Source organism: Neorhizobium sp. DAR64862/K0K3 (assembly GCF_050500185.1).
Taxonomy (GTDB): Bacteria; Pseudomonadota; Alphaproteobacteria; order Rhizobiales; family Rhizobiaceae; genus Neorhizobium; species Neorhizobium soli.
In genome coordinates this window covers 2,137,012-2,149,144 of sequence record NZ_CP191449.1, presented here as the reverse complement: position 1 = coordinate 2,149,144, position 12,133 = coordinate 2,137,012, and the positions used below count along the sequence as shown (strand labels likewise).

Below are 12,133 nucleotides of genomic sequence, written 5' to 3'. Positions count from 1 at the left end.
CGGGAGTGTGTGGGAAGCGACCCAACGGACCTGTGTTTAGGACGGAGGCCTTAAAGCCGGATCAATCCCACTCAGGCGCGAGATGCGCCGGTGAGACGATGCGGCCGTCTGCGCGCGACAGCGCGAACACCGCTTCCATTTCCTGCGGCGACAGCGAGAAGTCGAAGATGTCGTAATTCTCCGGCAACCGGCTTTCCGTCGCGGTCTTGGACAGCGCGATCACGCCCTCCTGCTGCACGGCCCAGCGCAGCACGACCTGAGCGGCGGTCTTTTTGTACTTCGCGCCGATCTCCTTCAACACCTCGTCCTTCGGCACGGCGCCATCGGCCATCAGGTAATAGGCGGTCACCGACATGCCAGTCTTGCGCGCTTCCATCAGCACCTTGGTCTGGTCGAGATAGGGATGGTATTCCACCTGGTTGTTGACGATAGGCGCATCGGACAGCTTCACCGCCTCGGCCATCAGCGCGGTCGAAAAGTTGGAAACGCCGATATTCTTGACCTTGCCTGCGGTTCTCAGCTCGTTCAGCGCGCCGATCCGGTCGGCCAGCGGCATTTCGCTTTGCGGCCAGTGCAGCAGCAGAAGATCGACATGATCGGTCTGCAGCTTGGCAAGGCTTTCGTCCACCGAGGCGATAAAGGCATCGTGACCGACGCGGTCGACCCAGACTTTCGTGGTCAGAAAGATATCGTCGCGCGGAATGCCCGACTGACGAAGAACGTCGCCGATAGCCTGCTCGTTCTTGTAGATCTGCGCAGTGTCCACATGGCGGAAGCCGAGTTTGAGGGCTTGCGGCAGAATGCGATGAACATCCGCATCGGGCATGCGGAACGTGCCGAAACCGAGAGCTGGGATATGGGCGCCGTTGGCGTTGACGGTTTGCATGATGTGCTCCTTGGAAAAGGGGGCCCGCCGGGGAGCCGGGCAAAGAAGAGGCACACTCTAGATGGGCCGTGAAATCCGGCGATCAAGCAGAGACCGGCCCAGGATCACCCGACCGGATGCGACAAATCGGCTCGAAAGAAGGCCCTGGAGGCCGCGCAATCCGCCTCGTCAGGTCTCTTTGCGCGCCCGTTTCGCCCGTCTCGCGACTCGACCGAACCGCTGTTTCAGAAAGTTTGATGTCCGGTAGCGCACGCCGCTTGGCCGCTCGGGATCGGCAATATCGGATTCCGCCAGCAATTCCTCGTCGGCACTCAGCTCCCGCATCTTGACCGGCAGCAGACCTCGGCCGCTCTGTCGGTTCAACGCCTCGATGGCCGCGATGATTGACCCGTCATGCGCTGCAACCGCGTCACGCACTTCCTGCGGTTCGCGCCCAAGATGTTCGGCGATGAGATCGTCGCGGGTGCTGACGATCTTTTCGCTCAGCGTGTCCTCACCCGGCTGCGCCTCGAGGATGAGGTCGCATTCCGTATCGTAGCCCATCGAGCGGTTGTTAAGATTGGCCGAGCCGATCTTCACGATCCGGTCGTCGGCAAACATCATCTTGGCATGCACATAGATCGACGTGCGGGCCTCGTTGACAGGGTAGTAGATCCGGAAGCGATCATGAACATCGGCGTCCTTCACCATCTTCATCAGCCGAATGCGGGCGCTGTCCATCGCCTTGGCTTCCAGCCAGCCTTCGCAGCCCTCCGGATTGATCAGCACGATTTCCGGTCCGTCGGGCTCCTTCAGCCGTTCCGCCATGGCCTCTGCAATACGGCGCGAGGCGAAATACTGGCTCTCGACATAAAGCGTCTTTCTCACCGAACCGATGATCGCAAGCTTGGCCGTCTCGATCTCGACGATCTGGCTGCGCCCCCCGTATTCAGGCGCGGTGCGGGCGATGCCGATCGAGATGTCGCGAAACCCGACCTCCAGCTCGTCCGGCCAAGGGTCGTTCTGCGTGGCGGTATTCTCGTCGGGCGGATCGAGCGTCTCGTCGGTTGCCAGTTTCCAGCGCCGCCGTGCGACCTCGCCGAGCGCCCGTGCGGCCTCGCCGGAAAGGCAGGTGGTGGCATCGTGCCAGGGACCTTGCGCAAACCCCATCGGCGACTTGCGCAACGGCTCGTCTTCCGAATGGTCGCGACTGTCCCAGCGCCCGACGGTCATGTCGATCCCGCCGCAGAACGCCACTTCGTCGTCGATGACGAGAAGCTTCATGTGATGCGCCGACAGCGCCGGATGCGCCCCGTCGAGCTTCAGGTGGATGCGCTTGTCGAACATCCATTTCAGAATATAAAACGGCGTTTCACCGCGGGTGATCGAATTGATCAGGCCGATATCCCATTTGAGAATGCGAATATCGAGCCCGTTGTTTCGCTCGGCGAGCGCGTTCAGAAACTTGCCAAGCTCGTCGGGCCATTCTTCCTTCGCGGCCTTGTCAGCCTTGCCATCCTTCTTGCCCGGCTCCAGCTGGATGCGCGTGTCGAAATCCCAGCCGATCAGGTAGATCGACTTTTTCGCCTTCGTCATCGTCCGCTTGGCGAAGCGAAAGAAATCGGCTGCATCGATGATGATGGAAAGTCTGTCCGCCTTGGCAATCCGCCAGCACGTGTCGCCTTCGTTGAGGATGCTTTGCATCGATCCAGTCGCCCCAGTCTTCGTCTTTTCGGTTATCGAGGATATAGGGCAGCGCCGCGCTGCTTCTACGGGAAATATACAAGGATCGGTGGAGTAATGCGCAGCCGCGTCATCCTGCATTTCTGCGATCGCGATGACTGCTGACCGCGATCGCAATCAGGATCAGCGGCCACAGGCACGACAGCAAAAGTCCCATGATCCTGTCGAAGCTCCAGGGAAGCCGTCGTGTCACACCCTCGGCCAACGTCATCCCGAAGAACGCGGTCGCTACCGTCAGGTACACTATGGTGGCTAGAGTCGTCATGGGTCTCGCTGGCACGGTACCGGTCATCGCGATGGGGGTCGCACGCGCCCCCGAAAGCGTTCAAACACGGATCGAGCCCGCCGTCCTCAACTTTTATGAGAGAGTGCCAGATTTCGCACTGCCGGCCCCGACGGGCGGCATCACGCTTTTAAGCGTGAATCGCTTCGATTTCGCGTGCTACCATCTCCTGCAGCCGCCAGAGATTGCGGTCGCGGATGCCGAATTCGGCCAGATGCACGACCGTATTATAGAGATATTCGGCGCAGGAACCGCGATGGCCGCAGGCACGCGCCAGAACCGGCGCTACATCCTGCAGCGGCGGAAGCGGCCGGATGATCCGCGGGCTTTTGCCTCCAGCCCAGAAAGTCAGTGCCCGGATCGTCTCGCCGCCTTGCGTCCGCACGGGGAGAAAACGGAAGGTCGAGAGACTGTCCTTGTGGCTCACCTCGCGGCGCAGCGCCTTGTCGATCTGCTCGCGCTTTTCCGTATCGGCCACCCGGTAAATCACGCCGTCGCAACGACCGCCGCGCGACAGCATCATCATCAGCCCCGGCTGGTCGGGCGAACCGCGGCCCCGTTCGATATGGAGCGAAAACGACCGATGCCAGCCATAGGCCGTCGCCCGCTGGCAGGCGATCGAATCAAAGCCCGGCTTCCAGATCAGCGAGCCATAGGCGAAGATCCACAAAGGCTCATCGCCGATATCCGCCACCAGCCGCTCGGTAATCTCGGCATAGTCGGCATCCGTCAGCGGCTCCCAGGTTGGCGGTGCGCCGGGATCGGTCTCGTCACGAAAACACAGGTCGACGAGGTCCTGCGTCAACGCCATGGACGACGATTTGAGAGACGTTGAGGTGAGGGCGCCGGATCTGGACATGGCCTCTGCGTTGTAAAAAAATGAGTGCGTAAACGGGAGGTGAGGCGCAAGACTGCAAGCCTGAACGGCTGCTGTCAACGTTTTTGGGCCGCGTTTGTGAAGGATTTGCTGCGTTGCCGCAGAGTGGCCCCACTGTTCTGGTCGAAGGGATCACGCAACGTTTCAGACGGAAATGTTCGCGTTATTCTGCGTGAGAGGGAGTTTTCGATACATGCGCTGGTTGTTTCTCATTGTCCTTGGCCTTCTGGTGGCCGTCATTTTGTCGATCACCCTGATGCAGAACGACAGTCGTCAGCTTGGTGGCGATAACCGATTGCAGGGCGCGCCGGGCAGTCCCGGCCAACAGACGGACTCGCCGCTTCTTCCGGCACCTTCACCGCAGCGGACGCCCTGACCATGAGACGGCGGCAATTCGAGGTGGTCATCAATATTTGTTATGAATCATCTCGGATTGTCGCTTGACCTTGCGGCCTTCGGGGATTTCATTCACGCCAAATTTTAGAGACCCCCGCCAAGCTTTGAAGACCCGAAGGAGAATATCATGGCCGTCGATACATCCCCTCGCTCCACCACCTGGACCTACGTGGATGGGGAGTGGGTGGAGGGCAATCCGAAGCTGATCGGACCCACCTCGCACGCCATGTGGCTCGGCACGACCGTGTTCGACGGCGCCCGCTGGTTTGACGGCATCTCGCCGGATCTCAACATGCATTGCCAGCGCGTCAACCGTTCTGCCATCAACATGGGCATGAAGCCGGTCATGGCTGCCGAGGAAATCGAGCGGCTGGCGCTCGAAGGCGTCAAGAAGTTCGACGGCAAGACCGCGATCTACATCAAGCCGATGTACTGGGCCGAGCACGGCCTGCCGCACAGCGTCGTCGCCGCCGATCCGGAATCGACCCGCTTTGCGCTCTGCCTGTTCGAAGCACCCATGCACACGGCAAAAGCCTCGTCGCTGACCGTCTCGCCGTTCCGTCGCCCGAGCGCCGAAGTCGCGATGACGGCCGCCAAGACCGGTAGCCTTTATCCCAATAGCGGCCGCATGATCGTTGAGGCCCAGAGCCGCGGCTTCGACAATGCGCTCGCGCTCGACATGAACGGCAATGTCGCCGAAACCGCATCCTCGAATATCTTCATGGTCAAGGACGGCGTGGTCATGACGCCGATCGCCAACGGCACGTTCCTCGCCGGCATCACCCGCTCGCGCGTGCTGACCCTGTTGCGCGGCGCCGGTTTCGACGTTCGCGAAGTTACGCTGACCGCTGCCGATTTCGCCAATGCCGACGAGATCTTCACGTCCGGCAACTATTCCAAGATCGCCCCGGTCACCCGGTTCGAGGACCGCTCCCTGCAGGAAGGTCCTGTCGCCCGCAAGGCGCTCGAACTCTATATGGACTGGGCAAGCTCGACCAAGGGCGAAGACGTCTGATCGACGAGGGACGGCACCCGGTCCGGGCGCCGTCCCTCAACCTTGTTCTGCCGCGTTAAAGCGCTTCGTATCCAAACACTTTCGCCAGAAATTCCACGGCGCGGCCGGCACCGGCGCCGGAAATCGTGTGACCGAGCCCGGGCTCGATCGATGTCTCCACGTCGAAACCAAGCTTCGCCAGCGTGGCAGCCGCCTGTTCGCTTTCCCAGGACGGAATGACGTCGTCGGCGGTGCCATGCACCAGAAACACCGGCATGCCCTTGGAGGGAGACAACGGCTCGGGCGAAGACAGCCGGCCGGAAAACCCGACCACCGCACCCACGCCAAACCGTCCGTCCGCGACCGCGTCGAGCGACATGATTGTCCCTTGCGAGAACCCCACCAGCGCTACCCGGTCGAGCCTGTCGGAAAATCCGTTGTCCGCGATGATACCGTTTATCAAGGCATCGAAACCCGGCCGCGCGGCCGCAATCCGCTCGCCACGGTTTTCCGGCGTAACGCCTGCAACGCTGAACCACTGGTAGCCGGTACCAAAGCTCGAAGCCTCCGGCGCATCGGGCGAAACGAAGACGGCATCGCCAAGCGTCCCCGCCCATTCCTCCCCAAGCGGCGCCAGATTGTCGCCACTGGAGCCGACCCCGTGCAGGAGGATGACGAGAAGGTTCGGGCGGTTGGTTTCAGCCATGGAGACATACCTTTGCAGATGAGGATCAGACGTCGGAGAACACTCCGCTACGGCCCCCGGAGGAAACCGCGATACCCGTTATCTAGCGCGCCAGCCGCCAAAGGGACAGGTGCAGGGCAGCGGATGTGGGATGTTGCGATGGGCTGGAAGGTTAGAGATCGTGAGCGCTTTGATCACGCAAGTCCATGTGCGCCTCGATGCGTCGGCGCACGTCCTGCATCGGAATGACCCTCGAAGGATCATGGGCCTCGATCGTCGGGACAACCTCGCGGCGGATCCAGTCCTCGGTTTCGCTGTCGCGACCGGCCAGCTGCCGAAGACCTTCAGTCAGCACTGCGCTCTCGTCAGAAAACTCGCCGGACGCGACCTTCTTGTCCACGAGATCCGCCAGATCATCAGGAAGCATGACTGTAAAAGAACGGTTGTGGCGCATAGGATTCTCCCGGGAGACTTCTCGGTGAGATTGTATCATCTGTCCCGGTTTAGACCAAGCCGCTTCAGATGATCCGCACCGCAGCCGTACCGATGATGATCAGGGAGACGGCGACCATCAGCGGTTTGGTCGGCAGTCGCTTGACGATCAGCGCTCCAAACGGGGCCGCCAGCACGCCGCCGAGGATGAGGCCCAGTGCCGACGACAGTTCGGACCAGCCGAGCGTGGCGATGAAGGTCGCCGAGATCACCGTCGTTACCGCAAATTCGGTGAGGTTCGTGGAGCCGATCACCTTCTTTGGTTCATGGCCGCGGCCGAGAAGCGAACTGGTGACGATCGGCCCCCATCCGCCGCCGCCCATGGCATCGAGCACGCCGCCCGCACCGCCCACATAGGGCACGATCCGGTCATGCATGTCGCGCCTGAAGGCCGGGCGGAAGGCCTTGTAGAGAATGTAACATCCGACCAGCATCAGATAGACCGAGACGAACGGCTCGATCGCCTTGCCGTCGATACTGGACAGGAGATAGGCGCCGATCGCGCCGCCGATCATGCCGGCCGGCGCCAGTCGTTTGACCAGCCGCCAGTCGACGTTGCGATGGTAGAGATGCGAGGCGCCTGATGCAGCCGTCGTGAAACACTCGGTCACATGCGTCATGGCGCTGGCGACTGCCGGCGGCACGCCGAAAGCAAGCAGACTAGTGGTGGTGAGAACGCCGAACGCCATGCCGAGCGCGCCATCGATGATCTGCGCGAAAAAGCCGATTGCCACGAAGATCATGAAATCGGACGTCAGAAAGTCGAAGGTCAAGAAATCAAACACGGCAGCCCTCCCGGCAGTGTTTCATGCCCGGAAAAGTCTGCCGTGGTGGAAAAGTTCCCAAACGCTGCCACCCGCGCGGTCGCGGATGTTACTTGCCAGGTTTTGCCCTCAGCATGTCGGCGGAGATCTCGCCACCCACTTCGGCCTTCTTGGTCTTCTTGTCGTAGGCGCAGATCGTGCTGATCCTAACCTTGGCGCCTTTGGCTTTGCCGGTGACGACCGCAAGCCCATAGGACTGGCTTCCGAACGGATCGACCACGGCTCTTCCGTTCTCGATCAGGTCTTTCGATGCCGCCACGCAGGCCTTGCCGACGTCAGCCTGAAACGTCGTCCACGCATCGTCGGAAGCGGCCTGGGCCGTCACGGCGCCGGTTGCGCAAACGAGGAGGATCGGTGCCACAAAGTTTTTCATCGTCAATTTTCTCCGGTTTCTGCATTCGGTGCGAAAGCGATTGATTCCTCTCGCTAATGCTTGGAAAATTCAGCAATTTCTTGTCGATTGAGCGGTTGTTTTTGGAAGGTTCACCGTTGCCTCTTCCCCATCGCGCTCCTATGTTCCAGCACGACCTTCACCCACGGTGTTTGCCAAAAGGAGTATACCAATGGCTTTCGAACTTCCCGAACTTCCATACGATTACGAAGCCCTTGCACCCTTCATGTCGAAGGAAACGCTGGAATACCACCACGACAAGCACCACAAGGCCTATGTTGACAACGGCAACAAGCTTGCTGCCGAAGCCGGCATGGCCGAGCTGTCGGTCGAGGACGTCGTCAAGAAGTCCTTCGGCACCAACCAGGGCCTCTTCAACAATGCTGCCCAGCATTACAACCACGTCCATTTCTGGAAGTGGATGAAGAAGGACGGCGGCGGAAACAAGCTGCCGGGCAAGCTCGAAACCGCGATCGCATCTGATCTCGGCGGCTACGACAAGTTCAAGGCTGATTTCATTGCAGCCGGCACCACGCAGTTCGGCTCCGGCTGGGCCTGGCTTTCGGTCAAGGATGGCAAGCTCGTCATCTCCAAGACCCCGAACGGCGAAAACCCGCTGGTCCACGGCGCAGAGCCGATCCTCGGCGTCGACGTCTGGGAACATTCCTATTACATCGACTACCGCAACGCCCGCCCGAAGTATCTCGAGGCTTTCGTCGATAGCCTGATCAACTGGGATTACGTGCTGGAACGCTACGAAGCCGCTTCCAAGTAAGCTCAATCAATTGCTGATTTGCCAGACACCCGGTGCCGCAAGGCGCTGGGTGTTTGCATTTCCGATCAACCGATGTCTGATCAAGCCTGGCTATCGTCAGGCGCCGCTGTCCGCCCACGCGCGGTCGATCTGAAGCGCTTGAAAAACATGACTTTGCATTGGGTTTGACGGCTTCTAGAATCGAGCGCTAAATTACGAAATCGTGACTTCTTTCGGTCATGTAAGCTTGCCATCATCATCACGCGAATGCGTTGATGATGTGAGACGCAGACATCACATCGTTTTAGGGATCGGAGCCGGAAATGAAATTCAGAACTATCGCCATGACGACCGCGGCACTCTGTCTCGGCTTCACCGCTGTCCTTGCGCAGGATGCGGTGGTCGAGAAGCGCGAACAGATGATGAAGCAGGTGGCCGCCTCCACGGCAGCCATGCGCAACATCGCCAAAGGCGACAAACCCTACGACGCCGATGCCATCAAGACCGCGCTGACCACGATCAGCACCAATATGAAGGCCTTCCCGGACCAGTTCCCTGTCGGATCCGAAGCCAATTCGGAAGCATCGCCGGCGATCTGGAAGAACGAAGCCGATTTCCGCGCCAAAGCGAACAAGCTCGCCTCCGATGCCGACATGATCCTCGCTTCGATGCCGACGGATGCCGCAGGCGTCCAGAAGGCCGTTGGGACGCTTGGCGCCAATTGCGGCTCCTGCCACGAGACCTACCGCCTGAAGAAGTAGCGCATGCCTACATGCTTGAACGGCTGTCGCAAAGGCAGCCGTTCCGTTCCGCGTTGATGTCGGAGAAGGATCGGGCGATGGCCGCAAGATGGGCAAAAGTGTTAGGCATCGGCGTGGTCGTTGTCGCCGCCGGCGCCGTTACGGCCTGGGCGCTGACAAAGCCCCAGCCGCATGACGCGAGCTACTGGGCCGGCGTCGGTCAGCCCGATCTTGCCAAGGGCGAGCAACTGTTCTGGGCGGGCGGCTGTGCCGGTTGTCACGCCGCAGAAGGTGCAGAAGGCGACGCCGCAAAGATCCTGTCCGGCGGACTGGCGCTCAAAAGCCCGTTCGGCACCTTCCACGTCCCCAACATCTCGCCGGATCCCAAAGCCGGCATCGGTTCCTGGACGCTTGCGCAATTCGGCGATGCGATGACACGGGGCGTCGGCCCGGGTGGCGAGCATCTCTACCCGTCCTTTCCCTACGGCTCCTACGCGCGCCTGTCGGCAGCCGACGTCAATGACCTCTACGGCTACATGAAGACCCTGCCGCCCAGCAGCAATGTCGCGCCGCCGCACGAATTGGGCTTTCCGTTCAACCAGCGGCTCGCGGTCGGCGGCTGGAAACTCCTCTATTTCGACGACGGCCCACGCGTCGAACTCGCCTCAGCCGACGACAAGGTCAAACGCGGCCAGTTCCTCGTCGAAGGTCCCGGCCACTGCGGCGAGTGCCACACGCCCCGCAACGCGCTCGGCGGCTTCGAAAAAGGACAATGGCTGGCCGGCGGCCCCAACCCGGAAGGGCAGGGCAGCATTCCCAACATCACCCCCGGCTCCAAGGACATCGGCGCCTGGAGCGAGGACGAAATAACCGAGTACCTCTCGACCGGCTTCACCCCCGATTTCGACAGCGTCGGCGGATCCATGGTGGAGGTTCAGAAGAACATCGCGCATCTGCCGAAAAGCGACCTGCAGGCCATCGCCGCCTATCTCAAGGCGGTGCCGGCAAGGTGAGGGCGGGTGCTTGCAATAAATGATAGCAGGCCTATGATGCCGCGATGAACGGGAAGCAGCGCAAGACCCTCGAAGCTGTTTTCACAGACCCGGTATCGGGAGCGCTCCCATGGGCTGCGATCGAAAGCCTGCTTGTCGCATCCGGATGCACAGTGATCGAGGGAAGCGGCTCACGCGTCCGGTTCGAAAACAAGGGCGAAGTCGAGACCTTCCATCGTCCGTACCCGTCCAAGGAAGCAAAGCGATATCAGGTGCGAGCTGCGCGGCGCCTATCTGATACGACTTGGGGTAAAGCCGTGAAAAATGTGATGACCTACAAGGGCTATTCGGCCCGCATCGACTATGACGACGAAGACGGTATTCTGTTCGGGCAGATCGCTGGCATCCGCGACGGCGTCGGTTTCCACGCCGACAATGTCGATGATCTCAGGAATGCGTTCCGCGAGGCTGTCGATGACTATCTCGAAACCTGCGCGAGGATCGGCAAAGATCCTCAAAAGCCCTACTCCGGAAAGGTGATGTTTCGGATCGATCCCGAAGTTCACGCGCGCGCCGCAAGGGCTGCGGAACTGTCCGGCAAGAGCCTCAACGAATGGGCTGGCGAGGTGCTGGCGAAGGCCGCGAAGTGATCCTTTTGCCCCCGTCGCTACCGTGAGAAGCGCTTGATGGCTGCCTGAGATGTGCTATATTTATAGCACAAACGAGGTGAGCGATGACCGTTATTACCAAGATCAGGCGACAGGGCGGGGCAGCTGTCGTGACAATTCCTCCTGCAGTTCTGAAGATGATGGAATTGCAGGTCGGCGATCAGCTCGCGCTGGAAATGCAGAATGGCGAGCTTGTCGCAAAGCCCATCAGGAAGTCCACGCGACGCTATAAACTCAGCGAGTTGCTCGAAGGCGGCGAGGTCGTCTCCAGCCTGAATGCGGACATGGCCTGGGCGATGGAGGGAGACCCCGTCGGCCACGAGATTTCATGATGGTCCGTAGCAACGTCCCCAATCGCGGCGATGTTTTCTGGATCGATCCCAACCCTGTCGCGGGCCGGGAAATGAAGAACAGGCATCGGTTCGTCGTGATCACCCCGCGGGCGATCAACGCATTGGGCGTCAGCATGACGGTGCCGATCACCACCGGTGGCGCCTTGACCCGGGACGTCGGTCTGGCCGTCGCGGTCACCGGCCACGACACGACGGGGATCGCAGTCTGTAATCAGGTTCGCAGCTTCGATATACCGGCCAGAATACTGGCCAAGACCGCGAAATACATCGAGACATTGGACGAGGCGACGATGGATGACATCGTCGCTCGTGTGGTCGGCGCGATCGATCCCGCGTCGGAATAACGTGGTTGCGCTGCACTGACAGTATGGTCTGTCCCGCTCATTCGGACGGTATTGCCGTGTCCCAGCCTCACACCAACGTCTGCATATACCGCATACCCGTCACCGGGCGCGGCTTGAAATTCATTTGTTCGTAGAACTTGTGGGCGGCGAAGTTGCCGGTGGCGGCGCTGACCGAGAGATAGCCGCAGCCTGCATTGCGGGCCATGTCGCGGGCGCGCGAGACGAGATGCTGGCCGATGCCGTGGCCACGGTGACCGTCGCGCACGAACAGGTGGTGCAAGTCCATGCCGCGGCTTCCCTGCTGCGCGCGGTAGAGCGGCACCAGAATGGCGTAGCCGATCAGGGCGTCGCCCGCGTCAGCAACCAGTGCGGTGATCCAGGGCAGGTCGCCGAAAAGGTCGCGTTCCAGCATTTCGGGGGTGATGTCGGCCAGATCGTTGTGATGCGCGGCAAGGGCTGCGATCATCTCTTTCAACTGCGGCAGATCATGGCGTTTTGCGGCGCGGATCGTCACCACGGCCGGGCGCGGCAGTGAGATCTCGCTGTCTTCGATCGAAATCGGGGGCATTCCGGCATTCCTTTTCGGTCTCGTCGTGCCGTCAGGTGCCCTTAGAAACAACCAAGCCGCCTGACGGCGGCTTGTTGACATGATGAACTGTCGAGCCGCCCTTTACAGGTAGGCCCAAAAATACGTTGCGGCGGTGGTGGTGCACGTAATCATCATGACAACTT

17 protein-coding genes and 1 pseudogene are annotated in these 12,133 nt (G+C 60.7%); 9 read left to right on the top strand and 9 right to left on the bottom strand.

The features are described from left to right. Positions 1 to 61: 61 nt before the first annotated feature. The 4 genes from ACQY1L_RS10575 to ACQY1L_RS10560 form a co-directional block, all read right to left on the bottom strand. On the bottom strand, positions 62 to 886 hold the full coding sequence (locus ACQY1L_RS10575; protein WP_430240841.1) for an aldo/keto reductase: 825 nt from the start codon (positions 884 to 886) through the stop codon (positions 62 to 64). 168 nt (positions 887 to 1,054) lie between these two features. Beyond that, on the bottom strand, positions 1,055 to 2,569 hold the full coding sequence (locus ACQY1L_RS10570; RefSeq protein WP_430240840.1) for a phospholipase D-like domain-containing protein: 1,515 nt from the start codon (positions 2,567 to 2,569) through the stop codon (positions 1,055 to 1,057). Positions 2,570 to 2,678: 109 nt separating this feature from the next. After that, positions 2,679 to 2,873, bottom strand: a complete 195-nt coding sequence (locus tag ACQY1L_RS10565; RefSeq protein ID WP_062453509.1) for a hypothetical protein — start codon at positions 2,871 to 2,873, stop codon at positions 2,679 to 2,681. Positions 2,874 to 3,021: 148 nt separating this feature from the next. After that, positions 3,022 to 3,750 carry a gamma-glutamylcyclotransferase gene (locus tag ACQY1L_RS10560; RefSeq protein WP_430240839.1) on the bottom strand — a complete coding sequence of 243 codons (729 nt, stop codon included), beginning with the start codon at positions 3,748 to 3,750 and terminating at the stop codon, positions 3,022 to 3,024. A gap of 211 nt (positions 3,751 to 3,961) precedes the next feature. Here ACQY1L_RS10560 and ACQY1L_RS10555 point away from each other — a divergent pair, with 211 nt between their 5' ends. Then, entirely contained in the window at positions 3,962 to 4,144 is a 183-nt protein-coding gene (locus ACQY1L_RS10555; protein WP_430240838.1) for a hypothetical protein, read from the top strand. Between the two features lie 147 nt (positions 4,145 to 4,291). After that, on the top strand, positions 4,292 to 5,179 hold the full coding sequence (locus ACQY1L_RS10550; RefSeq protein WP_430240837.1) for a branched-chain amino acid aminotransferase: 888 nt from the start codon (positions 4,292 to 4,294) through the stop codon (positions 5,177 to 5,179). Positions 5,180 to 5,234: 55 nt separating this feature from the next. Here ACQY1L_RS10550 and ACQY1L_RS10545 read toward each other — a convergent pair whose 3' ends face one another. From ACQY1L_RS10545 to ACQY1L_RS10530, 4 genes are all read right to left on the bottom strand, one after another. Further along, entirely contained in the window at positions 5,235 to 5,864 is a 630-nt protein-coding gene (locus tag ACQY1L_RS10545) for an alpha/beta hydrolase (protein ID WP_430240836.1), read from the bottom strand. Positions 5,865 to 6,015: 151 nt separating this feature from the next. Then, entirely contained in the window at positions 6,016 to 6,297 is a 282-nt protein-coding gene (locus tag ACQY1L_RS10540) for a ribbon-helix-helix domain-containing protein (RefSeq protein WP_430240835.1), read from the bottom strand. 64 nt (positions 6,298 to 6,361) lie between these two features. Continuing rightward, positions 6,362 to 7,093, bottom strand: coding sequence for a sulfite exporter TauE/SafE family protein (locus tag ACQY1L_RS10535; protein WP_430243900.1), 732 nt, complete (start codon positions 7,091 to 7,093; stop codon positions 6,362 to 6,364). Positions 7,094 to 7,208: 115 nt separating this feature from the next. After that, a complete protein-coding gene (locus ACQY1L_RS10530) occupies positions 7,209 to 7,532 on the bottom strand; it encodes a hypothetical protein (RefSeq protein WP_192086857.1) in 324 nt (107 codons plus the stop codon). Positions 7,533 to 7,722: 190 nt separating this feature from the next. Between ACQY1L_RS10530 and ACQY1L_RS10525 the strand changes: the two genes are divergently transcribed. The 7 genes and pseudogenes from ACQY1L_RS10525 to ACQY1L_RS10495 all read left to right on the top strand — a co-directional run bounded on the left by ACQY1L_RS10525 (position 7,723) and on the right by ACQY1L_RS10495 (position 11,401). Continuing rightward, on the top strand, positions 7,723 to 8,325 hold the full coding sequence (locus ACQY1L_RS10525) for a superoxide dismutase (RefSeq protein ID WP_113111233.1): 603 nt from the start codon (positions 7,723 to 7,725) through the stop codon (positions 8,323 to 8,325). A 302-nt stretch (positions 8,326 to 8,627) separates the two neighbouring features. Continuing rightward, on the top strand, positions 8,628 to 9,065 hold the full coding sequence (locus ACQY1L_RS10520) for a c-type cytochrome (protein ID WP_062579617.1): 438 nt from the start codon (positions 8,628 to 8,630) through the stop codon (positions 9,063 to 9,065). A 77-nt stretch (positions 9,066 to 9,142) separates the two neighbouring features. Continuing rightward, positions 9,143 to 10,057, top strand: a complete 915-nt coding sequence (locus tag ACQY1L_RS10515; protein ID WP_430240834.1) for a c-type cytochrome — start codon at positions 9,143 to 9,145, stop codon at positions 10,055 to 10,057. A gap of 44 nt (positions 10,058 to 10,101) precedes the next feature. Further along, positions 10,102 to 10,260, top strand: a pseudogene (locus tag ACQY1L_RS10510) (type II toxin-antitoxin system HicA family toxin); the annotation flags it as partial. Positions 10,261 to 10,365: 105 nt separating this feature from the next. Beyond that, entirely contained in the window at positions 10,366 to 10,686 is a 321-nt protein-coding gene (locus ACQY1L_RS10505) for a type II toxin-antitoxin system HicB family antitoxin (protein ID WP_180215451.1), read from the top strand. Between the two features lie 83 nt (positions 10,687 to 10,769). Beyond that, positions 10,770 to 11,036, top strand: coding sequence for an AbrB/MazE/SpoVT family DNA-binding domain-containing protein (locus ACQY1L_RS10500; protein WP_113111231.1), 267 nt, complete (start codon positions 10,770 to 10,772; stop codon positions 11,034 to 11,036). Further along, complete coding sequence (locus ACQY1L_RS10495; RefSeq protein WP_430240833.1) at positions 11,033 to 11,401, top strand: type II toxin-antitoxin system PemK/MazF family toxin; 369 nt, start codon at positions 11,033 to 11,035, stop codon at positions 11,399 to 11,401. The genes ACQY1L_RS10500 and ACQY1L_RS10495 overlap by 4 nt, the downstream gene beginning before the upstream one ends. Positions 11,402 to 11,468: 67 nt before the next feature. On the opposite strand, the gene ACQY1L_RS10490 is transcribed toward ACQY1L_RS10495, so the two are convergent. Beyond that, positions 11,469 to 12,050 carry an N-acetyltransferase family protein gene (locus ACQY1L_RS10490; protein ID WP_430240832.1) on the bottom strand — a complete coding sequence of 194 codons (582 nt, stop codon included), beginning with the start codon at positions 12,048 to 12,050 and terminating at the stop codon, positions 11,469 to 11,471. Positions 12,051 to 12,133 lie beyond the last annotated feature (83 nt).